General features: G+C 32.9%; 20 protein-coding genes. 11 read left to right on the top strand and 9 right to left on the bottom strand.

Going from position 1 to position 25113, the window contains the following annotated elements; genetic code table 11:
- Positions 1–94 precede the first annotated feature (94 nt).
- The 4 genes from FF125_RS12895 to rpmH form a co-directional block, all read right to left on the bottom strand.
- Positions 95–1609: a T9SS type A sorting domain-containing protein gene (locus FF125_RS12895; RefSeq protein ID WP_138950151.1), complete on the bottom strand. Its 1515-nt coding sequence runs from the start codon at positions 1607–1609 to the stop codon at positions 95–97.
- Between the two features lie 96 nt (positions 1610–1705).
- A complete protein-coding gene (locus FF125_RS12890; protein ID WP_138950150.1) occupies positions 1706–2494 on the bottom strand; it encodes a DUF695 domain-containing protein in 789 nt (262 codons plus the stop codon).
- A gap of 10 nt (positions 2495–2504) precedes the next feature.
- Positions 2505–5354, bottom strand: a complete 2850-nt coding sequence (carB, locus tag FF125_RS12885) for a carbamoyl-phosphate synthase large subunit (protein WP_138950149.1) — start codon at positions 5352–5354, stop codon at positions 2505–2507.
- A gap of 147 nt (positions 5355–5501) precedes the next feature.
- A complete protein-coding gene (gene rpmH, locus FF125_RS12880; protein ID WP_117882914.1) occupies positions 5502–5663 on the bottom strand; it encodes a 50S ribosomal protein L34 in 162 nt (53 codons plus the stop codon).
- Between the two features lie 183 nt (positions 5664–5846).
- Here rpmH and FF125_RS12875 point away from each other — a divergent pair, with 183 nt between their 5' ends.
- The 9 genes from FF125_RS12875 (at position 5847) to FF125_RS12835 (ending at position 15367) form a co-directional block, all read left to right on the top strand.
- Positions 5847–6734, top strand: coding sequence for an SDR family oxidoreductase (locus FF125_RS12875; protein WP_138950148.1), 888 nt, complete (start codon positions 5847–5849; stop codon positions 6732–6734).
- A gap of 41 nt (positions 6735–6775) precedes the next feature.
- Positions 6776–9589: a M16 family metallopeptidase gene (locus tag FF125_RS12870; RefSeq protein WP_138950147.1), complete on the top strand. Its 2814-nt coding sequence runs from the start codon at positions 6776–6778 to the stop codon at positions 9587–9589.
- Positions 9590–9726: 137 nt separating this feature from the next.
- Entirely contained in the window at positions 9727–10497 is a 771-nt protein-coding gene (locus FF125_RS12865) for a ParA family protein (protein ID WP_138950146.1), read from the top strand.
- Complete coding sequence (locus FF125_RS12860) at positions 10490–11389, top strand: ParB/RepB/Spo0J family partition protein (RefSeq protein WP_138950145.1); 900 nt, start codon at positions 10490–10492, stop codon at positions 11387–11389. Before FF125_RS12865 ends, FF125_RS12860 begins: the two co-directional genes overlap by 8 nt.
- Positions 11390–11968 (top strand): DUF5683 domain-containing protein, encoded by a 579-nt coding sequence (locus FF125_RS12855; RefSeq protein WP_138950144.1) that lies wholly within the window; start codon positions 11390–11392, stop codon positions 11966–11968.
- Between the two features lie 9 nt (positions 11969–11977).
- Positions 11978–12679, top strand: a complete 702-nt coding sequence (gene dapB, locus FF125_RS12850; protein WP_138950143.1) for a 4-hydroxy-tetrahydrodipicolinate reductase — start codon at positions 11978–11980, stop codon at positions 12677–12679.
- A 35-nt stretch (positions 12680–12714) separates the two neighbouring features.
- The gene (lepB, locus tag FF125_RS12845; protein ID WP_138950142.1) at positions 12715–14277 is read left to right on the top strand and encodes a signal peptidase I; all 1563 of its coding nucleotides are present in this window, start codon (positions 12715–12717) and stop codon (positions 14275–14277) included.
- Positions 14278–14441: 164 nt separating this feature from the next.
- Complete coding sequence (locus FF125_RS12840; RefSeq protein ID WP_138950141.1) at positions 14442–15056, top strand: WbqC family protein; 615 nt, start codon at positions 14442–14444, stop codon at positions 15054–15056.
- Positions 15047–15367, top strand: coding sequence for a DUF6122 family protein (locus FF125_RS12835; RefSeq protein WP_138950140.1), 321 nt, complete (start codon positions 15047–15049; stop codon positions 15365–15367). Before FF125_RS12840 ends, FF125_RS12835 begins: the two co-directional genes overlap by 10 nt.
- Here the strand turns inward: FF125_RS12835 and FF125_RS21930 are convergent, their stop codons facing one another.
- The 3 genes from FF125_RS21930 to FF125_RS12825 are packed head-to-tail and all read right to left on the bottom strand — an operon-like array spanning position 15368 to position 18858.
- Complete coding sequence (locus FF125_RS21930; protein ID WP_175418924.1) at positions 15368–15535, bottom strand: hypothetical protein; 168 nt, start codon at positions 15533–15535, stop codon at positions 15368–15370. It lies immediately after the preceding gene.
- 55 nt (positions 15536–15590) lie between these two features.
- A complete protein-coding gene (locus FF125_RS12830; RefSeq protein WP_138950139.1) occupies positions 15591–18518 on the bottom strand; it encodes an FAD-binding and (Fe-S)-binding domain-containing protein in 2928 nt (975 codons plus the stop codon).
- Position 18519: 1 nt separating this feature from the next.
- On the bottom strand, positions 18520–18858 hold the full coding sequence (locus FF125_RS12825) for a tRNA-binding protein (protein WP_138950138.1): 339 nt from the start codon (positions 18856–18858) through the stop codon (positions 18520–18522).
- A gap of 47 nt (positions 18859–18905) precedes the next feature.
- Here FF125_RS12825 and FF125_RS12820 point away from each other — a divergent pair, with 47 nt between their 5' ends.
- Complete coding sequence (locus FF125_RS12820; protein ID WP_138950137.1) at positions 18906–19463, top strand: thioredoxin family protein; 558 nt, start codon at positions 18906–18908, stop codon at positions 19461–19463.
- A gap of 15 nt (positions 19464–19478) precedes the next feature.
- Here the strand turns inward: FF125_RS12820 and FF125_RS12815 are convergent, their stop codons facing one another.
- Together FF125_RS12815 and FF125_RS12810 are read right to left on the bottom strand one after the other, a co-directional pair.
- The gene (locus FF125_RS12815; RefSeq protein WP_138950136.1) at positions 19479–22106 is read right to left on the bottom strand and encodes a DNA gyrase/topoisomerase IV subunit A; all 2628 of its coding nucleotides are present in this window, start codon (positions 22104–22106) and stop codon (positions 19479–19481) included.
- Positions 22106–23962 (bottom strand): DNA topoisomerase IV subunit B, encoded by a 1857-nt coding sequence (locus FF125_RS12810; protein ID WP_138950135.1) that lies wholly within the window; start codon positions 23960–23962, stop codon positions 22106–22108. Before FF125_RS12810 ends, FF125_RS12815 begins: the two co-directional genes overlap by 1 nt.
- Positions 23963–24114: 152 nt before the next feature.
- Between FF125_RS12810 and FF125_RS12805 the strand changes: the two genes are divergently transcribed.
- Complete coding sequence (locus tag FF125_RS12805) at positions 24115–24885, top strand: CDP-alcohol phosphatidyltransferase family protein (protein WP_138950134.1); 771 nt, start codon at positions 24115–24117, stop codon at positions 24883–24885.
- The last annotated feature ends 228 nt before the right edge of the window (positions 24886–25113 follow it).

Raw genomic sequence — 25113 nt, 5'->3', positions numbered from 1 at the left:
TTTTAAGCTTTTAATAGTATGTAACGATATGCAAAGTATAAACTTTGTCGCGTGGGGAATCCAATTTATTGGACCTTACGAAGATAGAAAAAGTCTAGTAAATGATTACTTTTTTATTGATAATTTGATTTGTATTGGTTTGTAATTCTAAAAAATACAATCCAGGTGATAAACTTCTGACATCCATCATTTCGGGCGAATTATAGGATGTAATGCGTTTGCCTACGCCATCGTAAATATTAATATATTTAATATCATTTAAGTTATTTCCATTTTTTATCGAAAGATAATCGGATGTTGGATTTGGAAATACGATTACTTCACTAAAATTATTTTCATCAATTGATGCTGTTGCATTAAATTCATAAGCTCCAATATCATAGGTTGAACCTGCTGGTCTGTCGTTTTTGTTGATATCATAAGTAACGACTGAATTTACCAAATTACTACCATTATCAATGGCTTGTGACCCCTCAACTAATTGATAATTATTTGATTCAGGAGCAACGAAAATTGATGATAAATTGTTTGCTATTAATGAATTAGTATCAAAACCCAACGCTTGCCATTCGCTCAAACTAATGGATGAACCATCACCATTGTTACTCATTTTATCATTAAGAATATTATAATCACTTTTAAATTGTAATGTTGATGCTACTGCAATACAACCTCTCCATGCATGTTCGTTAATAATAATATTGTTAAAAATTTCTGTATTTATATTTGCACCTGCTTGAACAAGAATACCCCATCTGCCGTCTGAAGGAACAATTATAGTATTATTATAAATTTTAGCACCATTGGTCACAATAGCACCATCACCCTTAAAAAGTGCAATGCCTTGAGCGTTATGATTATTATAAATAAGGTTATTATATACGATAGGGTTTTCAACACCATCCATGTTGATACCCGCGGCTTTATTGTTGTCATGTATAATATTACCATAGATTTGAGGGTCACTTATAATTCCATCACCACCCACTGAAAGATCTCCGTTCATGTGAATTCCAATACTGTTATTGCCGAAACATTCATTATACCTGATAATCGGCCGATCGGAGCTATTGGAAACATATATTCCATGCTCGTCTATTGAATTTGAACAAATATTGTTTTCGATAAGTATATCATCAGTAAATCCTGTAAAAATAGCCCGTTCCGCATTATTGTCGCAACGATTATTTCGCACAATGCAATGGTCGGAAACGACAACACGGATTCCATTACCATTACCGATCATATTATTAACGATGAATCCATCAACAATAATGTAATTGCAATTTTCAATGTTAATACCATCATTTCGTTTTGGACCTTTTTGATTGATAATTACATTATTATCCTTTGCTTTGAACGTAATGTATTGATTAACCTCGCCATTCTTTTCTCTTACATCAAAACCTGCGTAAGTGCCATTTAAAACATAAACAACATCACCGGCTACGACCAAATCTGCAGCATGTTGTATGGTTAAAAATGCTTGACTTTCGGACAGTCCAGTGTTGGAATTGTTACCTGAGTTTGAAACATAATAGTCGGTGGCCGAAACAGTATTTACAATAATAAAAAAGAAGGAAAGTAAGGATAGTATTCGTTTTGCCATAACCTATTAGTTTTTATGTTAAAACGCAATCAAATTCGAAAAATTGCGAATACAAAATACATTAATAGGAGGAATTGTGAATTTTTAAAAATAGATTTATTTTGCAATTGGACAGCCCCAGCCATCATAAACACCATTGTTTTCTTTGGCCAGTGTTATAAGTTCCCAAACATTATCATTAATCGTATTCCAATTAACATTGCTTACTTTAGAAATATTTAGTTGAAAGATATAATTGTCTTTGGTTACTTTTTCTTGTGATAAGGTTTTGTATCCTATATTTTCAATGGCAGTAATAAAAGTTGCTCTATCAGTTGCTGTTTGAAAGTATAACCAATGATCTACAGCTCTTTCAATTGCAGGGTTATCTCCTTCTTTATCAAGATTTGTAAGTACTCTTTGATTTAGAATTGTTTGATATTCAAATTCTGCAGGGTATAGAAAATCAAAATAATCACTCCAATTGGTATCAATTTTGGTATCTGTTGCGTATCTATAATCTGGATGATTTTGCATAACGGCAGCAGCCAAATTAGCAATGTCTATAGTTTCTGAAATGTAAAAGTATACATCAAAAGTACCATTGGTTTTTAATGCACCGGCTGCAATGGCACCTTTTTTTTCTAAAGCTTCTGAAATATCATCTTCAATTTGACATATTTTAGGGAACTCTTCTCTTGTTGTAAATCCATTTCTATCAGCATTTAAAAGTTGTATTGAAAACCAAACTCTGTGTTCATATTTTTCAATAGGAGCAACAGAATTAAGTCCCAAATTTAAACGAATACTTGCTGGCTTATCATCAACTCTTGTAAAGTATGATGCCCAGTCTTGTTTAATTTCCAACGATTTTTCAGAACTTTTTTTGAAGAATTTATTAAACATGGTTTTGTTATTACTTACTCAAATACATCTTCCTTCTAGAGTACAACTCATAAAACTGGTCATCTTTTAGACTATCAATAAATAGGATACTTTCACCAGTAGATTTCATTTCAGGTCCTAGTTTTTTATCCACATTAGGAAATTTATTAAATGAGAACACGGGTTGTTTGATAGCAAAACCTTTTAATTGCGGATTAAAGGTGAAATCCTTCACTTTTTTATCACCTAACATTACTTTTGTAGCATAATTCACATAAGGTTCACCGTAGGCTTTTGCGATAAAAGGAACAGTTCTAGAAGCTCTTGGATTGGCTTCAATGATATAAACAATATCGTCTTTTATAGCAAATTGGATATTAATAAGCCCAACAGTTTTTAATGCTTTTGCAATTTTTACAGTATGGTCTTTTATTTGTTGCATTACAAATTCACCAATATTAAATGCTGGTAACGTAGCATTTGAATCACCTGAGTGTACACCACAAGGTTCAATATGTTCCATAATACCAATGGTATACACATCTTCGCCATCACAAATAGAATCTGATTCCGCTTCAATAGCACCATCTAAATAATGGTCTAATAATAGAACATTATTTGGAATTTTATGTAATAAATCTACCACATGGTTTTCTAATTCTTCCTTATTGATAACAATTTTCATCCCTTGACCACCCAATACATAAGAAGGTCTTACCAAAATTGGGAAGTCCAATTCGTCGGCTACAGCCAACGCTTCATCAGCCGTTGTGGCGGTACCAAATTGAGGGAAAGGAATTTCTAATTCTTCTAACAATCGTGAAAAACGACCTCTATCTTCTGCTAAATCTAAAGCTTCAAATGAAGTTCCAATAATTTTTACTCCGTATTTTTCTAATTTTTCAGCTAGTTTTAACGCGGTTTGTCCACCAAGTTGAACTATAACACCTTCTGGTTTTTCAAGTTGAATAATATCATAAATGTGCTCCCAAAAAACTGGCTCAAAATATAATTTATCAGCAGTATCAAAATCTGTTGAAACCGTTTCTGGATTACAGTTAATCATTATGGTTTCATAACCTGCCTCTTTTGCAGCGATAACACCATGTACGCAACAATAATCAAATTCTATACCTTGTCCAATACGATTAGGACCAGAACCTAATACAATCACTTTCTTTTTATCTGTGACAACAGATTCATTTTCAGCAGAAGCTACACCATTGACAATACTATTATTTTCAAAAGTAGAGTAGTAGTAAGGGGTTTGTGCTTTAAATTCAGCAGCACACGTGTCAACTAATTTATAAACACGATTAATGTTAAGTTCCTTACGTCTATTGTATACTTCACTCTCATAACAATCGATCATGTGAGCTATTTGCCTGTCACCATAACCTTTTTGTTTGGCTTCTAGCAATAAATCTTTGGGTAAAGATTCTAAGCTATACGTTGATATTTCTTTTTCTAAAAAGTGTAGTTCTTCATATTGACGTAAGAACCACATATCTATTTTAGTAATTTCGTGAATTCTACTCAATGGCATCCCCATTTGAATAGCATCATAAATAATAAAAACCCGATCCCAACTTGGATTTTTTAATTTGTCAACAATTTTATCGTAATCTTTTTCTCCTTTACCATCTGCACCAATTCCATTACGCTTAATTTCAAGTGATTGTGTGGCTTTATGTAAAGCTTCTTGGAAAGACCTTCCAATACCCATTACTTCACCAACAGATTTCATTTGGAGTCCTAAAGTTCTATCGGAACCTTCAAATTTATCGAAGTTCCAACGTGGAATTTTTACTATTACGTAATCTAATGTGGGCTCAAATAAAGCTGATGTAGTTTTTGTAATTTGATTTTCTAATTCATCTAAGTGATAACCAATTGCCAATTTAGTAGCAATTTTTGCAATAGGATATCCGGTAGCTTTTGATGCCAATGCTGAAGAACGTGAAACACGAGGATTAATTTCAATTGCAATGATATCCTCTTTCTCGTCAGGACTCACCGCAAATTGTACATTACATCCACCGGCAAAATCACCAATGGAACGCATCATATGGATCGCCATATCACGCATTCTTTGATATGTTTTATCAGATAATGTCATGGCAGGAGCAACCGTAATGGAATCACCAGTGTGAATTCCCATTGGATCCATATTTTCTATAGTACAGATAATAACAACATTATCGTTTCTGTCTCTTAATAATTCTAGTTCATATTCTTTCCAACCCAATAAAGCCTTGTCAATTATTACCTCATGAATAGGTGAAGCTTCCAATCCGCGACTCAATAATTCATCGAAATCTTTTTTATCATAAACTATTGAGGCTCCAAAACCTCCTAAGGTAAAAGAAGGACGAATTACTAAAGGAAAACCATACTCTTGAGCTATTTCCTTTCCTTTTAAAAATGAAGTTGCAGTGGTAGACGGAGCTTGGCCAATACCAATCTTAATCATTAATTTTCTAAACTGCTCTCTATCTTCTGTAATATTAATGGCGTCAATATCAACACCAATTAAGGCCACATTAAAATCATCCCAAATCCCTTTATCTTGAGCTTCAATACATAAATTTAACGCTGTTTGTCCACCCATGGTTGGTAAAACAGCATCAATGTTTGGATGGTTTTGTAATATTTCTACAATAGATTTTGTAGTCAGTGGTTTTAGATACACATTATCCGCCAAAGAAGGATCTGTCATTATGGTGGCAGGATTTGAATTTATCAAGGTAACTTCTATACCTTCTTCTTTTAGTGACCGAATAGATTGGCTACCTGAATAGTCAAACTCACAGGCTTGACCAATGATGATGGGACCTGAACCTATAATTAAAACGGACTTGATGGCTGGATTCTTTGGCATTTTATAATTTTATTTTTTTTTTAAGAATACAAATATTTGAAAATTCTATTTTTATTCCTCTAATAATTTAAAAAACTTATTAAGAAGATATAAAAAAAGGTGTTACTTAAAAAGTAACACCTTGTATATGAATATAATTAAATATCATTATTTTTTCGGACTAGCTTCTGATGAAACTGAAAGTTTCTTTCTACCTTTAGCTCTTCTACGTGCTAAAACTTTTCTTCCGTTAACACTAGCCATTCTTTCTCTAAAGCCGTGCTTATTTTTTCTTTTTCTTTTTGACGGTTGGAACGTTCTTTTACTCATTTTCTATATCTTTAAAAATCTTCTTATCAGTTATGTTAGCTTTTTGTAAGCCCTTGCTAAAATCGGACGCAAATATACAAATCCTTTTGTTTTCTGCAACAGTTTTTTTAATAAAAAAATAAAGAGATTAATTCTAGCCATTTTTGGCAATTTTCAATATTTTTACTAAAAAATAAAAAAAAGATGAATACATATCAAAAACCCATGCTTAAAGAGGGAAGCTTAAAAGGGAATACAATTGTAATTACAGGTGGAGGTAGCGGACTAGGAAAAGCGATGACAACTTATTTTTTAGAATTAGGAGCCAACGTGGTAATTACTTCTAGAAATATTGATAAGCTGAAAGCTGTAAAAGTTGAATTGGAAGAGAAAACAGGAGGTAAGGTTTTACCTGTTCAATGTGATGTAAGAAATTATGAAGAAGTAGAGGCCATGTTAAAGGCTTCTTTGGATGAATATGGAAAAGTAGACGGTCTTTTAAATAATGCGGCTGGTAATTTTATTAGTCCAACCGAAAGGCTTTCATCAAACGCTTTTGATACTATTATCGATATCGTTTTGCGAGGTACAAAAAATTGCACCTTGGCTTTTGGGAAGCATTGGATAGCTGAAAAACAAGATAAAGCTACAGTATTAAATATAGTAACAACATATGCGTGGACAGGTTCTGCTTATGTTGTACCTTCTGCAACAGCTAAAGCAGGTGTATTGGCCATGACACGATCTTTAGCCGTAGAATGGGCAAAATATAATATTAGGTTTAATGCTATTGCTCCAGGACCTTTTCCTACGAAAGGTGCTTGGGATAGATTGCTGCCAGGTGACTTGAAAGATAAATTTGACATGAAAAAGAAAGTGCCATTGCGAAGAGTAGGTGAGCATCAAGAATTAGCAAATTTAGCAGCCTATTTAATGTCTGACTTTTCATCTTATGTTAACGGAGAAGTAATTACAATAGATGGTGGTGAATGGCTACAGGGTGCAGGACAGTTTAATATGTTGGAGGAGATACCACAAGAAATGTGGGATATGTTGGAAGCAATGATACGCTCTAAAAAGAATAAAAGCTAAACGATAGTAATTATAATAGGAACATTAAAACCAAAACTACAATGAGAAAACTAATTTTTGCATTGGCTATGATAATAGCCAGTGGCAACATGTTTGCACAAGAAACAATAGACCTTAGTTCTAAAATACCTACTGATCCGAATATTAGAACAGGTAAATTAGAAAATGGATTAACCTATTACCTGCGTAATAATGGTAAACCAGAAGATAAAGTAGTTTTGAGACTAGCCATTAATGCTGGGTCCATTTTAGAAGATGATGATCAACAAGGGTTGGCTCACTTTATGGAGCATATGAATTTTAATGGGACTAAAAACTTCAAAAAAAATGAATTAGTCGATTATTTACAAAGTATTGGTGTAAAATTTGGAGCACACTTAAATGCTTATACTAGTTTTGACGAAACGGTATATATGTTGCCCATCCCTAGTGATAATGAAGAGAAATTAGAGAAAGGGTTTCAAATTATTGAAGATTGGGCATTTAATGCCTTATTAACTGATGATGAAATTGATAAGGAAAGAGGCGTTGTTCTTGAGGAATATAGAATAGGTTTAGGTGCAGATAAACGTATGTTAGCGAATTACTTACCTAAGATGATGTATAATTCTCAATACGCTGAGCGATTACCTATAGGAAAAAAGAATATTCTTGAAACTTTTAAGCCGGAAGTTATTAAAAGGTTTAGAGATGATTGGTATCGGCCTGATTTAATGGCTGTAATTGCGGTTGGTGATGTTGATTTGGATAAGTTAGAAGCTAAAATAAAAGAACATTTTACTAAGGCGAAGGCTAAAAAGAATCCCCGTGAGCGAAAAGTTTTTGATGTGCCAAATCATGAAGAAACGTTTGTAGCTATAGAGACAGATAAAGAAGCAACTTTTAATAGAGTACAGTTGTTGTATAAAGATCGTAAGCCTAAAGAAGTTGAAACTAATTTAGAAGATTATAGGAATTCAATTGTAAAAGGTTTGTTTTCTCAAATGTTGAATAATAGACTGCAGGAGTTAACAAACGGAGAAAATCCTCCTTTTGTTTATGGGGCAACCTATTATGGAGGTACTTATGCTAGAAGTAAAAATGCTTATCAATCTTTTGCCATGACAAGTCCTACAGGTCAATTAACAGCTTTAAAAACATTGTTAGAAGAAAATGAGCGTGTAAAAAGACATGGGTTTCAAAAAGGCGAATTTGAACGTGCTAAAACAGCTATTCTTGCAAGAATGGATAAGGCATTTCAAAACAAAGATAAAAATGAATCCGATCGATATGTTGGTGAATATGTACGTAATTTCTTAGAACAAGAACCAATTCCGGGTATTGAATGGGAGTATGATTTTTACAAAAAGGCATTACCAACAATCCAATTAGATGAAGTAAACGGTTTAATTGCGAATTATTTGCATGATGATAATAGAGTAGTAGTGATAACCGGTTCTGAAAAAGAAGGTATTCCTAAAGTTACTGAAAAACAAGTAACAGATTTGTTGGTAGAAGTAGAGAAATCTGATATTCAACCATATCAAGATTCTGATTTAGGTGAAGCACTGATGACTGAAATCCCAAAACTAGGAGCCATTATAAAAGAGGTTAAAGATGAGAATTTAGGAACAACAACATTAACGTTCGTTAATGGAGCAACTGTTGTCTATAAAAAAACAGATTTTAAAGATGACGAAGTCTTATTTGAAGCCTTTAGTTATGGAGGAACAAATGAATATGACTTAGAGACCTATAAAAAAACAGCAAGAGCCAATGGCGGATTAAATGAAGCGGGTGTCAATGGGTTTAACAAAACAGATTTAGGTAAAATGTTAACCGGTAAAATTGCTGGAGTAAGACCTTATATTGGTAGTGAAAGCGAAGGTATGTCAGGTAATGCAACGCCTAAAGATTTAGAAACATTGTTTCAGTTAATTTATTTGAATTTTACTTCATTAAATAAAGATGAAAAAGCATTTACTTCTTTTGCGAGCAAGCAAAAAGCATTTTTAGGTAGCATAATGTCTAATCCTAGCATCTATTTTCAAATTGAGTTAGGGAAATTTATGAATGAAAAAAATGAAAGGTATATGGGCTTTCCAACCCCTGAAGAATTTGATGCTGCTGATTATAATTTAGCGTATGAAAAGTATAAAGAGCGTTTTGCAAATGCAGGTGACTTCAAGTTTTATTTTGTTGGAAACTTTGATGAAGCCAAACTAAGGGAATTCTCAAAACAATATATCGCAAGTCTTCCAAGTACAAATGTAAAAGAAGATATAAAAGATTTGGGATTCAGATCATTATCAGGATCACATGAGAAAATAGTTAAAAAAGGTTCAGAACCTAAAAGTAGTGTGTTAATTCAATATAAAGGAGAAACGAAATACAATGCTAAGGATGATCATATGTTGCAAAGTCTTGGAGAGATATTAACTATTAAATTAATTGAAAAATTGAGAGAAGAGGAAGCTGGTGTTTATGGTGTAGGTGCTAGAGGTGGACTTGATAAAATGCCTTATGGTTCTTATAGTTTTACAATTTCATTTCCATGTGGACCAGATAATGTAGAGAAGTTAAAAGAGGCTGCATTGGCACAAGTTCAAGAAATTATTGAAAATGGACCAACAGAAGAGGATGTTGAAAAAGTTAAGCAAGCCCAATTGTTAGATTATAAAGAGAATTTAAAGAAAAATAAGTACTGGATTAGTGCTCTTAAAAATTCAGATTATAATAAATCAGATTCTTCAAAAATCTTAGGTAAAACAAAAGATATCGGTAGCATTACTGCAGAAAAAATTCAAGCAGTTGCTAATAAATATCTTACAGATGGCTATATATTAGCTATTTTATATCCTGAAGATAAAGAATAAAACTTATTAACAGTACAAAGGACTGCCTTAGAGATTGGAAACAATATTAAGGCAGTTTTTTTTATGTTTTGTTTACAACTTCATTTCAATAACTCATAAATAGTTGTATTTTTATGGCCTAAAATTTAACGAGTTTAATGGGGAAAATTATAGCCGTTGCAAATCAAAAAGGTGGTGTTGGTAAAACAACCACAACAGTTAATCTAGCTGCTGCTTTAGGCGTTTTAGAAAATAAGGTTTTGTTAATAGATGCTGATCCGCAAGCTAATGCAACTTCTGGTTTAGGTATAAATGTTGATGAGGTGAGTAATGGTACTTATCAATTGTTAGAACATTCAATACATATTAAAGAAGCTATTGTAGCTACCAATTCACCTAATGTAGATATTATTCCATCTCATATAGATTTGGTTGCCATTGAATTAGAATTGGTTGATAAAGAGCAACGCGAGTACATGCTGAGACAAGCAATTCAAGAAGTAAGGGATGATTACGATTATATATTAATTGATTGTGCTCCTTCATTGGGTTTAATCACTTTGAATGCTTTAACAGCAGCAGACTCTGTAATAATTCCAATTCAATGTGAATATTATGCTCTTGAAGGATTAGGGAAATTATTGAATACTATAAAAAGTGTTCAGAAAGTTCACAATCCAGATTTAGATATTGAAGGTTTATTGCTAACCATGTACGATTCTCGTTTACGATTATCTAATCAAGTGGTAGCAGAAGTGAAAAAGCATTTTCAAAATATGGTTTTTAAAACTATAATTCAACGAAATATACGTTTAGGTGAAGCTCCAAGTTATGGTGAAAGCATAATTGCATATGATGCTACGAGTAAAGGTGCGGTAAATTATATTAACTTAGCACATGAAATTTTAAAAAAGAACAAGAATGGCTAAAGCTGTAAAAAAGCAAGCATTAGGAAGAGGTTTATCTGCATTGTTAAAAGACCCAATTGAAGATATTCGCTCTGTAGGAGATAAAAATGCTGATAAATTAGTAGGAAGTATTGTTGAAATTGATTTGGTTTCTATCGAAGTAAACCCTTTTCAACCTAGAACCTATTTTAATGAAGACGATTTAAGAGAATTAGGAAATTCAATAAAAGAACTTGGCGTAATACAGCCTATAACAGTTCGTAAATTAGATGGTAACAAATTTCAATTAGTTTCTGGTGAACGACGTTTTAGAGCATCAAAGCTTATTGGTTCAAAAACCATTCCTGCATATATAAGATTGGCTAATGATCAAGAGATGCTAGAAATGGCATTGGTTGAAAACATTCAGCGAAGAGATCTTGATCCAATCGAGGTTGCCTTGTCATACCAGCGTTTAATAGAAGAGATTAACTTAACTCAAGAAGAGCTGAGTAAACGAGTAGGTAAAGACAGATCAACAGTTACGAACTATTTAAGATTGTTAAAGTTAGATCCAATCATCCAAACAGGTATGCGTGATGGGTTTTTATCAATGGGACATGGTAGGGCCTTAATAAGTGTTGATAATTTTGCGAAACAGTTAGATATTTATGAAAAAATTATCAAAAACAATCTTTCTGTAAGACAAACAGAACAACTTGTAAAAAGTGTTCGCAATGGAGGTTCCGTTGAAAAAGTTAATGTAACTCCTAGTAAAACGGTTCCAGAATACATTAAACAAAGCACAAAAGAAATTAGTGATTTTGTAGGTAATAAAGTAAAAATTAAGCTTTCTGGTGAAAATAAAGGTAAAATTGAAATTCCTTTTAGTTCTCAAGAAGACTTTAATCGCATTAAAAAATTATTAAAATAGATGTTCAAATGGTGTGTCTATAGTATTATTTTTTTAAGCTCTTTTGCAACTATTTATGCACAAGAAGTTCCTTCAGATTTAAAAGTCACTAAAATAGATACCACTTTTATAGCAGATGAAATTAATATTTTGGCTCCATCAAAAGCAGCTTTCTATTCTGCCGTTTTACCTGGCTTAGGTCAAATTTATAATAAGAAGTATTGGAAAGCACCCATAGTTTGGGGGGCAGTGGGAACTGGTGTTTATTTTTATGTAGATAATAATAATAAGTACAATAGATATAGAGAAGCTTTTAAAGCTGAACTTGCTGGTAGAGAGCACGAGTTTGATGGTACTGGAGATAATGTTGAATTAACGCAAACAAGTTTACAAACCGCTCAAACTTTTTACAAGAAAAATAGAGATTTATCGCTTTTTATTACAATTGGTTTATATATTCTAAATATTATTGAAGCGAATGTAGATGCACACTTACCTGACAATGCGTTAAATACTAATATTTCATTTAACCCTACAATTTTTACTATGCCAACTACAAATCAAACGGGATTTGGAGCTACAATCAGTTTTAATTTTTAATTTAGCAACATGAACATCGCATTATTCGGATATGGTAAGATGGGTAAAACTATCGAAAGAATAGCCTTAGAAAGAGGCCATACTATTGTTGCTAAAATTGATTTTGATACTACAGATTATGATTTAAGTTCAGCTGATGTAGCGATTGACTTTAGTATTCCTAAAGAGGCTTTTAACAATATAACCTTATGCTTTAAAAATAATATTCCAATTGTTTCAGGTACAACAGGTTGGTTAGATAAATATGAAGAGGCTGTAGCGAGTTGCAAGACAAGCAATGGTGCTTTTATTTATGCCTCAAATTATAGCCTTGGTGTTAATTTGTTTTTTGAATTAAACAAGCAGCTTGCCAAGCTTATGCGTAAATTTGATGTGTATAAAGTTAGTCTAGAAGAAACGCACCATACCCAGAAATTAGACGCTCCAAGCGGAACGGCAATTACACTTGCAGAAGGAATAATTGAGCAAACCAGTAAAGAAAAATGGAGTTTGGATGTAACAGAAGACGAAAAAACGATACCAATAATTTCTAAACGAATTGAAAATGTACCTGGTACACATGTAACTTCGTACACCTCTGAAGTTGATGAAATTGAAATTACACATACCGCCAAAAATAGAGACGGTTTTGCTTTAGGTGCAGTGATAGCTGCAGAATGGTTAAAAGACAAGAAAGGTGTTTTTACCATGAAAGACGTTTTAGGAATTTAAATAATAATAATAGTTCAAAATAAAAAGTAGCAAATATGACATTTACACAATGGTTTATATTTTTTCTAATATTACAAGTAATACATTTTTTAGGAACTTGGAAATTATATGTTAAAGCAGGGAGACAGGCTTGGGAAGCGGCAATACCCGTTTACAATGCCGTAATTTTAATGAAAATTATCAAACGCCCATGGTGGTGGATAATTTTGTTATTTATTCCTATTGTTAATTTATTGATGTTTCCTGTAATATGGGTAGAGACTATAAGAAGTTTTGGTAAAAATTCAAGATTAGATACGATATTGGTTATTTTAACACTTGGTTTGTATATTTTCTATGTGAATTACGTTGCAGATGTCGAATATATTGAAGACAGAAGTTTAAAACCAAGAACGGTTGCAGGTGAATGGATAAGTTCTATTGTTTTTGCCATTATCGCAGCTACGTTAGTGCATACCTATGTAATGCAACCGTATACAATTCCTTCCTCATCATTGGAAAAAACACTTTTAATTGGTGACTTTCTTTTTGTTAGTAAATTTCATTATGGAGCAAGAGTGCCAATGACTACGGTAGCTTTACCTATGGTACATGATACAATCCCTAAAACTAAAAGTAAATCATATTTATTTGATGATCGTATTGATAAGAAAGATACTTCGTGGAAAAATAAACTACAATTGCCTTATATGCGATTGCCAGGGTTTCAAAAAATAAAACGAAATGATATTGTCGTATTTAATCAGCCAGCAGATACCTTGTTGGATATGAATGACTTTTATCCAGATCGAAATTATTACAAACCTATCGATAAAAAAACCAATTTAGTTAAGCGATGTGTTGCTATTGCTGGAGATTCTTTAGAGATTCGTGATGGTTATATTTATATCAATGGAAAACGTACAACCTATAACGATAGAGCCAAAATTCAGTATAATTTTAACGTAAATACTGGAGGAGAAGCTATTAGCCCAGCAGCATTAGCAAATAGATATAATGTTAGAGAGGGAGGTAGGATGCAGGATGGAAATTATTATTTAACCTTAACAGATGATGAAGCTGCATTATTGGCAAAAAACCCGATAGTAAAGAGCATAACGAAAACAATGCAGCCGAAAGGAAGAGATGGAGGTGTATTTCCTCAAGTACCTTCGTTAGGTTGGAATACGGATAATTTTGGACCTATTTATATACCTAAAAAAGGGGAAACGGTTAAATTGACCAAAGAGAGTCTGCCTTTTTATAAGAGGTTGATTAGTGAATACGAGCATAACGATTTGATTGTAAATGGCGATGAAATTCTTATTAATGGTAAAGATGCAGACAGTTACACCTTTAGACAAGATTATTATTGGATGATGGGTGATAACAGACAAAACTCTTTAGATGCTCGTAGATGGGGGTATGTACCTTTTGACCATGTGGTTGGTAAACCTGTGCTTATTTGGATGAGTTGGGAAGGTATGAGTCCACGTTGGGAACGTTTCTTCACAACAGTAGGCGGTAATGGAGAGCCAGTTTCATATTTTAAATGGTTTATTGGTTTATTAGTATTATGGTTCGTTTTTGATTTTGTAAGAAAAAGAAAAAAAGCTTAAGGTGTAATTTGAAGTCATAAAAACTTAGTGTCCGTTGAAAATTTATTAACGGAAAATGTTGATACTATTTTTTTGAATGCCATTTATGGTGTACGAGAAGCCTTTACTATTCTAATATCATCTTGTACTAAGAAATCTGAAAAGTCAAATAGAAAAACTAAAAAGTGTTAGTATATCCAACATATTTTTCTCCAATTATTCACTTTACCGCGTTAGCAAATAGTAGTAGTGTTACTTTTGAGGTTGAAGATAATTATCAAAAGCAAACCTATAGAACTCGCTGTTATATTTATGGAGCTAATGGTAGGCAATTACTGAACGTCCCTATTTTACAAGCCAACAGTAAGCAAAGAACTAAAGATGTTTTGTTGGATAATAGTACAAGTTGGCAACAACAACATATAAAATCAATGGCTTCGGCGTACAAATCTTCGCCATTTTACGAATTTTATGAAGATGAATTAATTGATTTACTCTTAAAAAAACATAAATATTTACTCGATTTGAATTTGGACTGTCAACAATTTATTTTTGACAACTTACCTTTGGATATCCAAACGAATAAATCAATTGAGTTTCATAAAGACTATCCTGCCGAAGCTGATTTTCGTTTTTTGGTAGATGCAAAATCCAATAGAAGTTATAAGTTGAATGAATATACCCAAGTGTTTTCTGATAAGCGTGGTTTTATTATGAACCTTAGTATCTTAGATCTGTTGTTTATGGAAGGTCCAAACGCTATTAATTATCTCGAAAACCAAAACATAGAATGGATTTAGAGCTTGTTAGAACGTTACTCCATTATGGGTTGCATTTTCTATTTCCAGGAATTATAGCTTATGTTTTATTTCCATCAATGTGGATAAAAGCATGGTTAATAATGATTCTCACTATGCTTATTGATTTAGACCACCTATTGGCCACACCTATTTTCGACCCTAACAGGTGTAGTATTAACTTTCATCCTTTACACAGCTATTTTGCCGCTCTTATCTATTTTATAATGCTCCTTATCAAAAAGACTAGAATAGTAGCTGTAGGCTTGTTATTTCACTTGATAACAGATGTTTTGGATTGTCTCTGGCTGTAATTAATCTTTTAAAGCATTTATGGCCCATGCAATTAAAAAGAAACCAACACCTGTAATAATTGGAGGTAGCATTACTTTTGGAGCATAAAAACCGCCAATATATATCATTACAATTCCTAAGATTATTAATGCTATAGCTACAGTTGATAATACCTTGTTTTTGTCCATTTTATTAATTTTATAGTTACAATATAATTAAACTTTAATAGGAATCAAAAAATAATTAGTTAACCAAAGCCTTCAACAACAACTGAGCCGGGTGCAATGCCACTTTTTTCGTACCATCATAAATTTGGTGACGGCAACTAGTACCCGCAGCAGAAATTTCAGTGTTGGGCTTAAATTTTCTAATTTTTGAGAATAATGATTGTTCTCCTACTTGCATACTCAATTCATAATGCTCTTTTTCATAACCAAAAGATCCAGCCATACCACAACAACCTGAATTAATTATGGTTACGTTATAGTTTTTAGGAAGGTTTAACATCGCAAAGGTAGCCGAAGTTGTAGATAATGATTTTTGATGGCAATGACCATGGATTTTTATTTCTTTACGCTCGTCTGTAAATTGAGAAGAATTGATGTTGCCTGCATTTATTTCATTATTTAAAAATTCTTCAATAGTATAGGCATGTAGTGCCAAAAACTTAGCAGCCTCTTTATCATCTGCCAATCGTACATATTCATCTCTAAACGATAAAATTGCTGATGGTTCCATTCCAATAATTGGATTGTTCTTATTGATTTTATCTTTAAAAATGGCAATGTTTTTATTTGCTAATTCCTTTGCTTCATCTAAAAACCCTTTAGAGATATGACTTCTACCGCTTTCGGTGTGATCAATAAAATTAATTTGATAACCTAATTTGGTTAATAATTGAATGGTGTCAATACCCACATTTAAATCGTAAAAGTTAGTGAACTCATCGCAAAATAAAGTTAATTCACCTTTTAAAGGTTGTGATGGTTGCAGTTTTGATTTGTTCTTTTTGATCCATTTTCGCAATGTTTGAGGTGCTAATTTGGGTATACTACGTTCAATAGCAATACCCATTATTTTTTTTGTCAATGAGGTGTTTAGGATAACATTGGTCAAACTTGGGAAAATACTACCGAGCTTATTGTATTTAACATTATTAGCAAACATTTTTGTTCTGAAAGAAGGTTTGTTTAACTTTTGATATTGATGTAAGAATTCAGCCTTAAAGCTAGCAACATCTACATTGCTAGGGCACTCACTAGCACAAGCTTTACAGCTTAAGCAAAGATCAAATACTTTTTTAAGTTCTTCATGATCAAATTTATTCCTTTTCTCGTCACTATTAGTTAAAAACTCACGTAAGGCATTTGCTCTTGCTCGAGTAGTGTCTTTTTCGTTTAAAGTGGCTCTATAGCTTGGGCACATCATGCCGCCTGCATCGGTTGATTTGCGGCAGTCGCCAGAACCATTACATTTTTCAGCAGCTTTTAATATGCCTTCTGAATCTGAAAAATCCATTATGGTTTTTATGTCAGGCTCATTTCGGTCCACTTCATAACGAAAAGATGTATCCATAGGAAAAGCATCTACTATTTTTCCTTTGTTAAAAATATTATTAGGGTCAAAAACTTGTTTTATGCGTCTAAGAAGGTCATAATTTTTATCACCTATCATAAGTGGAATAAATTCGCCTCGAACGATGCCGTCTCCATGTTCACCACTAAAAGAACCTTTATATTTCTTAACAAGCTTGGCGGTTTCAGTAGTTATCGTCTTAAAAAGAACTACATCTTCCGCTTTTTTTAAATTTAAGATAGGGCGGAGGTGGAGTTCACCAGCACCTGCATGTGCGTAGTACACTGCTTCCTGTCCGTAACTATCCATCATAGCCGTGAACTCTTTAATATACGCAGGTAAATCTTGTAAGTCAACGGCAGTATCCTCAATACACGCTACAGCTTTATTATCTCCTACAATATTTCCTAATAGCCCTAATCCGGCTTTACGGAGTTCGGCAGCTTTTTCGCTATCTGCATTAAATAATTTGGGATAGGAATAGCCAAAATTATGTTGTTCTAAGTCTGCAATTAATTGATCAGCTAAAGCTTCGGTTTCTTTATCGGTAGCTGCTTTAATTTCAAGTAATAAGATGGCTTTGGGATCACCTTCTATAAAATATCTGTTTTTAAGCTGTTCACGGTTTTTTTTGGTACAATCAAGTATTGTTTTGTCCATTAACTCACAGGTATACAAATTATGCTTCATAGCCACGACTGTAGCTTGTAAACTTTCTTGTATACTCGTAAAATGTGCCGCAACAACTAAACTCTGTGTTGGTGGTAAATCATCTAATTGTATAGTGATTTCAGTTGTAAATGCTAAGGTACCTTCACTTCCGCAAAGTAATTTCGAAATGTTAATATTTTCATTAGAAGTTGAAAAAGTAGAAGTATTTAATAATTCATCAACGGCATAGCCCGTATTTCTTCTATGAATGGATTTTTTAGGAAATTCATTTCGTATTTCTTGTTGTTTTGCCTTATCAGATAATTCTTCAAAAATGGTTTTGTAAATTTTATTTTCTAAACTATTTCCAACACATTTCTGTTTAAATTCTTCGTTACTTATAGCTTTAAATACTGCTTTTGAACCATCTGACAATAAGGTTTTTAACTCAATAACCTTATCTCTTGTTACACCAAATTGTATTGAAGTGGTTCCTGAAGAATTGTTACCTACCATTCCGCCAATCATGCAGCGATTACTGGTAGAGGTATTGGGACCAAAAAATAGACCATACGGTTTAAGATATTGGTTCAATTCATCTCTTACTATTCCTGGTTGTACCGTGACTGTTTTAGCTTTTTCATCAAATGCCAAAATAGAAGTAAAATGTTTAGAAATATCAACAACTAAACCGTCTCCAACACATTGTCCTGCCAATGAAGTACCGGCAGCTCTAGGAATTAAGGTAATTTGATGTTGCAGTGCGAAGTCAATCAGTAATTTAAGGTCGTTATCATCTTTTGGAAAAGCGACCGCTAGTGGTATTTTTCGGTAAACAGAAGCATCTGTAGCGTAAATACTTTTATATAAATCGTCAAAGAAAAGTTCTCCTTTAAGCTTGTTTGCTAATCCGTTTAAATTTGATTTTGTGGTTGTTAATGACATATTAATTAATTGGCGTACCGTTAATAGTTTTTATAGTTGATTTTAAGAGTACCACTTCTTTATTGTTGTTTTCAATACCTAGCACCAAACATTCGCTGACGAAATTGGCAATTTGTTTCGGTTTAAAATTGACAACGGCCGTTATTTGTTTATTTAGTAAGTCTTCTTTTGAATAGAGATCTGTTATTTGTGCACTGGATTTTTTAATTCCTAATTTCCCGAAATCTATAGTAAGTTGATACGCGGGTTTTTTTGCTTTTGGAAAGTCATTCACTTCAATAATAGTACCTGTTCTGATGTCTATTTTAGTGAAATCTTCAAAAGAAATTATGTCTGACATATTTTTAGTAATTTTATGCTATAAAACTACAAATATAATCTAAAATAATGGCGAGAACACCCTCAAATATGATTCCTTTAGGAACAAAAGCACCTAAATTTAATTTAAAAGATACAGTGACTGACCAGTCGTTGTCATTGACTAATTTAAAAGGGGAAAAGGGGACTGTTATGCTATTTATTTGTAATCATTGCCCATTTGTTATCCATATAAATGAGGAGCTGGTAAAGGTTGCAAATGATTATATCAGTAATGGAATATCATTTATTGCTATTTCTTCCAATGATGTAGAAAATTACCCACAGGATGCTCCCTATTTAATGAAAAAAGTAGCTAAAGAATTAAAATATCCTTTTCCTTATTTGTATGACGAAACCCAAGAGGTGGCTAAAACGTATGATGCGGCCTGTACTCCTGATTTGTATGTTTTTGATACGGATTTAAAATTGGCCTATCGTGGACAATTTGACGATTCCAGACCTGGTAATGGGTTAGCGGTAACGGGTAGCGATTTACGTCATGCTTTAGACTGCCTATTGACTAATAAAGACAATGAATCTATTCAGAAGCCCAGTATTGGTTGTGGGATTAAATGGAAAAAATAGTTTATCAGGGTTTATCTAAAACAATGTGATTTGTCCATCATCATCTTCAGAGGCGTCTTCATCGTTATTAACTTCTGGTTTTGATTCAGGTTTAGTGTTGTCTATTTCTACTTCCTCAACTACATCAACTGTGTTTACCTCTGGTTCTATATAAGGAAGAGGTTCAAGTAGGTTTACTTGTTTTATTTTATCTGTAGTTAGTTGATTTCCAATCGCCTTAATGCCTTTTACTGCAATAAATTCTTCAAAGTTAACTGTTTCGTTTTCTAAAGCACGTTTAGAGAAAATAACTTCGGCGATAGGTCTGAAATCAGTGGCTACAATTTCAAGTTGCGATTTTGGATGTTCAGAAATGAATATTTCCTCCTTGTTAGGATTGTCAATCATAAAACGCTTGACATAATAACGTTCTTTTTCGCCATCATAATGAATTGCAGAAATAGGTTTATTTGGAATCCATTTTTCTAGAATAATCATGTCATCATCAAAATGAGCAGAAAGTTCAGGCATTATCGTTTTTACTGTTCCCGATTGTGTGATAATTAGCAAACGATCTTCAGCCGTAAATTCACCTAATAAATCACCTCTGTTTTCAACATTCAGCCTTTGTACGGTATCGTCAAACCAAATTTTACGTGGTTTAAGTGTAGAGATTCCTCTTTCTTTAAGTTCTATTTTTTTAACAGCATGTTTTGTAACAGTATTCCCTTTACTACCACGACCTTTTATTGCTAAATCTGCAAAATCAATTTCCCATTTTAATTTTTTTACATTGCCTAAAGCTCTTAAATAAACCATTACCACTTCTGCTTCACCATTTGGATTTGCAGAGAAATAGAGCACACTAGAGCCTTTGTTGCCCGCAGTTAGATCATAATCTTTATCTCTGGTGATACTGGTTACAGAAAAGCGTTTCATATACGTTGGGCCAGCCTTTCCATCACGATAAATCATATTGTAAACCGTACGCTTGTCTTTTTTCTTAAAAACAGCAATATGTATAATATTTTTACCGACAAAAGTTTTGGAATCTATTTTTGAAACGACCATTCTACCATCTTCAAGAAAAACAATAATGTCATCGATGTCTGCACAATCGGCTACAAATTCATCTTTACGTAAAGATGTTCCGAAAAACCCTTCTTTCCGGTTGACATAAAGTTTAGCATTTTTCATGGCAACCTTAGTGGCTACAATGTCTTCAAAGATTCTAATTTCAGTTTTTCTATCTTTGTCTTTACCGTATTTTTCCTTTAAGTTTTTAAAGTAATCAATAGCAAATACTATTAAATTTGCTAAATGATGTTTTACTTCAGCAATTTTTTCTTCAAGACTTTCTATAAACTGTTTAGCTTTGTCAATATCAAATTTTGATATTTTTTTAATTCTTATTTCCGTTAAACGAACAATATCTTCTTCAGTAACCTTTCGTTTTAAATGTTTTGTATGTGGTTTTAAACCTTTGTCAATAGCGGCAATAACGCCTTTCCAAGTTTCTTCTTCTTCAATGTCGCGATAAATCCTGTTTTCAATAAAAATGCGTTCTAATGAAGCAAAATGCCACTGTTCTTCTAATTCTTGAAGTTGAATTTCAAGCTCTTGTTTTAATAATGCTACCGTGTGATCGGTAGATTTACGTAGCATTTCATTAACCCCGATAAAAATCGGTTTATTATTTTCAATAATACAGCACAGTGGTGAAATAGAAACCTCGCAATTGGTAAAAGCATAGAGGGCATCAATCGTTTTATCTGGCGAAACGCCATTTGGTAAATGCACTAATATTTCAACTGTAGCAGCGGTATTATCTTCTATTTTCTTTATTTTTATTTTGCCTTTGTCGTTAGCTTTAAGTACAGAGTCAATTAAAGAAGAGGTTGTGGTTCCAAAAGGTATCTCATTGATAACTAGTGTGTTTTTGTCAAATTGAGATATTTTTGAACGTACCCTAACTTTGCCTCCTCGTTTGCCTTCGTTATAGTTTGTAACATCCGCAATACCTCCTGTTAAAAAATCAGGAAGAAGTACGAAGCTTTTTCCTTTGAGATGCTTTATAGAGGCATCAATAAGTTCATTAAAATTATGCGGTAGTATTTTTGTAGATAAACCAACGGCGATACCTTCAGCACCTTGAGCTAATAATAAAGGGAATTTAACAGGTAAATCTATGGGTTCCTTACGACGACCATCGTACGACGCTTGCCACTCCGTAGTTTTCGGATTAAAAACAACTTCTAAGGCAAATTTGGATAACCTAGCTTCTATATATCTCGAAGCTGCAGCTCTATCCCCAGTAAGGATATTACCCCAGTTTCCCTGCATATCAATAAGTAATTCTTTTTGGCCAAGTTGTACCATGGCATCAGCAATACTAGCATCTCCATGCGGATGGTACTGCATGGTGTGACCCACTAAATTGGCAACTTTGTTGTAACGACCGTCGTCTAAATCTTTCATAGACTGCATAATTCGCCGCTGTACAGGTTTTAAACCATCATCAATGGCTGGTACTGCACGTTCTAATATTACATATGAGGCATAGTCTAAAAACCAATCTTTATACATGCCTGAGACCTTAGTTATGGTCTCGTCTGAAAGGTTTTCTTGATTATTTTCGGGTTGGATTTCTTCTTCTTCTTGCATTATACTTCTTCAACTAAATCAAGTTCAACTTTTAGATTATTAATTATAAATTTTTGACGGTCTGGGGTGTTTTTACCCATATAAAAAGTCAACAATTGTTCTATAGACATTTCTTTGTCAAGCATAACAGGGTCTAAGCGAATACTATCTCCAATGAAGTTTGCAAATTCGTCAGGTGATATCTCTCCCAATCCTTTAAACCTTGTCATTTCTGGCTTACCTCTTAATTTTTTAATAGCATTTTGTTTTTCCGTTTCTGAATAACAATAAAAGGTTTCTTTTTTGTCTCTCACCCTAAAGAGTGGCGTATCTAAAATGAATAAATGACCTTCTTTTATCAATTCTGGAAAAAACTGTAAGAAAAAAGTAATCAATAATAATCGAATATGCATACCATCAACATCCGCATCAGTAGCAATTACAATGTTATTATATCTTAAATTCTCTATTCCATCTTCAATATTTAAAGCCGCCTGTAATAAATTGAATTCTTCATTTTCATAAACAATTTTTTTGCTCATACCGAAGGAATTCAGAGGCTTACCTCTTAAACTAAATACTGCCTGCGTATTTACATTTCTAGATTTAGTAATAGAACCACTCGCTGAATCTCCCTCCGTAATAAACAAAGTACTATCCAAACGATTGTCTTTTTTCATATCACCTAAATGTACACGGCAATCTCGTAATTTCTTATTGTGTAAATTAGCTTTCTTGGCTCGGTCTCTGGCTAGTTTTCTAATTCCAGACAAATCTTTACGCTCACGTTCTGCTTGTAAGATTTTCTTTTGCATTTGTTCAGCCGTAGCTGGATTTTTGTGCAAATAATTGTCAAGGTTTCGCTTTACAAAATCAAGTATAAAAGTCCGTACTGTGGGTAATTTTCCACCCATTTCTGTGGATCCCAATTTTGTTTTGGTTTGACTCTCAAAAACAGGTTCCATTACCTTTACGCTAATGGCAGAGACTACTGATTTTCTAACATCTGATGCCTCATAGTTCTTTCCAAAAAAATCACGAACCGTTTTTACAACCGCTTCTCTAAAGGCATTTTGGTGTGTACCACCCTGTGTGGTGTGTTGCCCATTTACAAAAGAGTGAAATTCTTCACTGTATTGCGATTTACTATGGGTTAAAGCAATTTCTATATCATCACCTTGTAAATGTATGATTGGGTAAACCATATCTTCTTCAGCAATATTTTCTTCCAATAAATCTTTTAAGCCATTTTCAGAATAATATTTTTCACCATTAAAAAGTATCGTCAATCCCGTATTGAGATAGACATAATTTTTAATCATTTTTATGATATACTCGTTTCTGTATTTGTAATTGTTAAAAATAATTTCGTCAGGTGTAAAACTGACTTTAGTACCTTTTCGTAAAGAAGAATCTTGAATTTTATCATCTAAAGTCAAGTTTCCTTGTTCAAATTCAGCAATTTTCGACTTATTGTCACGAACCGATTGCACTTTAAAGTGAGATGATAACGCATTTACTGCTTTTGTACCCACTCCATTTAGACCCACTGATTTTTTAAAAGCTCTAGAATCGTACTTGCCACCCGTATTCATTTTAGATACTACATCAACCACCTTACCAAGCGGAATACCACGACCATAATCTCTTACAGTCACCACTTTGTCTTTCACAGAAATTTCTATGGTTTTTCCAGCACCCATTACATATTCATCAATAGAATTGTCAATGACCTCTTTTATAAGGATGTAAATACCATCATCAGCCGAAGAGCCATCACCTAATTTACCAATATACATACCCGGACGCATACGGATATGCTCTTTCCAATCTAGTGATCTAATATTATCTTCAGTATATTTGGTTTGTTCTGACATTAAGTTGCTTGGGATTTTTGTATGTTTGCTAAAGTAAGAAATCATAATAAATTACAAAAAACTATCCCTATATTTTATTAACATAATTATATATTTAATTGTTTAAAGTAAATTTATTAATATTTCTCTAAATTTGTTTACCCTAAAACCCTATCGTCATTAAAAAACATATTCCAAATATTATAACATTATTAAACTTGTTTTCTGGTGTCATTGCTGTGCTATTTGCCGCAAATAATGACTTAGTAACTGCAGCCATTTTTGTGTTGCTGGGTATCTTTTTTGACTTTTTTGATGGCTTGGCGGCACGATTATTAAATGTTCAGAGTGAATTAGGTTTGCAATTAGATTCCTTAGCCGATGTTGTAACAAGTGGAGTAGTGCCAGGTATTGTAATGTTTCAGTTGATTTTAAGTTCTTTAAATCATGATTCGTTTGAAGTCTCGATGTTTGAGAAAACGGAATCTTTAAATTGGATTGGTTTTAAAATTCACACAGTACAACTCTTACCATTTGTAGGAATAATTTTAACATTGGCAGCAGCCTATAGATTGGCGAAATTTAATTTGGATGATCGTCAAACTTCTTCGTTTATAGGGTTACCAACTCCGGCTATGGCTTTATTCGTTCTCAGCCTACCTGTAATTTTAGCTTTTGGTAATAATGATTTTATTTTTAATCTTGTATCAAATCCCTATTTTTTAATTGTTGTTACCCTTCTCTTTAGTTTTTTAATGAATACGGAAATTCCACTTTTCTCTTTAAAATTTAAAAACTTTTCTTTAAGCAATAATTATATAGAACTTTCCTTTTTGGTAATTTCTACAGTACTCGTAGTGTTCTTTTACATCTACGCAATCCCTTTAATAATAGTATTATACGTATTGTTATCTATTGTAAAAAACAGTATAAAAAACAATTAAATACTCCAAAGTTTTTCTGGCAAGACGTTTGCGTTTTAATTTTCAATTTTGAAAGATTTTTTATAAAAAAGAACACATTTTAAAAGAAAATTTAATGCCTTCCAAGTTCTTCATTTTTAGTGCAATAATAGTTTATTTTAATAATTAGGGTAGGAATTTTTGTTCATTAGTTGTTATGTGTATACTAAAGAACATAAACTCGCGTTTTACTTATTCATTCGCTAAATA

It is taken from the genome of Aureibaculum algae (assembly GCF_006065315.1).
Taxonomy (GTDB): Bacteria; Bacteroidota; Bacteroidia; order Flavobacteriales; family Flavobacteriaceae; genus Aureibaculum; species Aureibaculum algae.
Note: the sequence above shows the minus strand (reverse complement) of the source record. Positions and strands in the feature narration are given on the sequence as shown.

Bases quoted from the DNA above. Each gene is read 5' to 3' on its own strand.
- FF125_RS12810 (WP_138950135.1), bottom strand. From the start codon at position 23,962: ATGTCAGAACAAACCAAATATACTGAAGATAATATTAGATCACTAGAT.
- FF125_RS12890 (WP_138950150.1), bottom strand. From the start codon at position 2,494: ATGTTTAATAAATTCTTCAAAAAAAGTTCTGAAAAATCGTTGGAAATT.
- FF125_RS12895 (WP_138950151.1), bottom strand. From the start codon at position 1,609: ATGGCAAAACGAATACTATCCTTACTTTCCTTCTTTTTTATTATTGTA.
- FF125_RS12865 (WP_138950146.1), top strand. From the start codon at position 9,727: ATGGGGAAAATTATAGCCGTTGCAAATCAAAAAGGTGGTGTTGGTAAA.
- FF125_RS12835 (WP_138950140.1), top strand. From the start codon at position 15,047: ATGGATTTAGAGCTTGTTAGAACGTTACTCCATTATGGGTTGCATTTT.
- carB (WP_138950149.1), bottom strand. From the start codon at position 5,354: ATGCCAAAGAATCCAGCCATCAAGTCCGTTTTAATTATAGGTTCAGGT.
- lepB (WP_138950142.1), top strand. From the start codon at position 12,715: ATGACATTTACACAATGGTTTATATTTTTTCTAATATTACAAGTAATA.
- FF125_RS12825 (WP_138950138.1), bottom strand. From the start codon at position 18,858: ATGTCAGACATAATTTCTTTTGAAGATTTCACTAAAATAGACATCAGA.
- FF125_RS12815 (WP_138950136.1), bottom strand. From the start codon at position 22,106: ATGCAAGAAGAAGAAGAAATCCAACCCGAAAATAATCAAGAAAACCTT.
- FF125_RS12855 (WP_138950144.1), top strand. From the start codon at position 11,390: ATGTTCAAATGGTGTGTCTATAGTATTATTTTTTTAAGCTCTTTTGCA.
- FF125_RS12820 (WP_138950137.1), top strand. From the start codon at position 18,906: ATGGCGAGAACACCCTCAAATATGATTCCTTTAGGAACAAAAGCACCT.
- FF125_RS21930 (WP_175418924.1), bottom strand. From the start codon at position 15,535: ATGGACAAAAACAAGGTATTATCAACTGTAGCTATAGCATTAATAATC.
- FF125_RS12875 (WP_138950148.1), top strand. From the start codon at position 5,847: ATGAATACATATCAAAAACCCATGCTTAAAGAGGGAAGCTTAAAAGGG.
- dapB (WP_138950143.1), top strand. From the start codon at position 11,978: ATGAACATCGCATTATTCGGATATGGTAAGATGGGTAAAACTATCGAA.
- FF125_RS12860 (WP_138950145.1), top strand. From the start codon at position 10,490: ATGGCTAAAGCTGTAAAAAAGCAAGCATTAGGAAGAGGTTTATCTGCA.
- FF125_RS12830 (WP_138950139.1), bottom strand. From the start codon at position 18,518: ATGTCATTAACAACCACAAAATCAAATTTAAACGGATTAGCAAACAAG.
- rpmH (WP_117882914.1), bottom strand. From the start codon at position 5,663: ATGAGTAAAAGAACGTTCCAACCGTCAAAAAGAAAAAGAAAAAATAAG.
- FF125_RS12870 (WP_138950147.1), top strand. From the start codon at position 6,776: ATGAGAAAACTAATTTTTGCATTGGCTATGATAATAGCCAGTGGCAAC.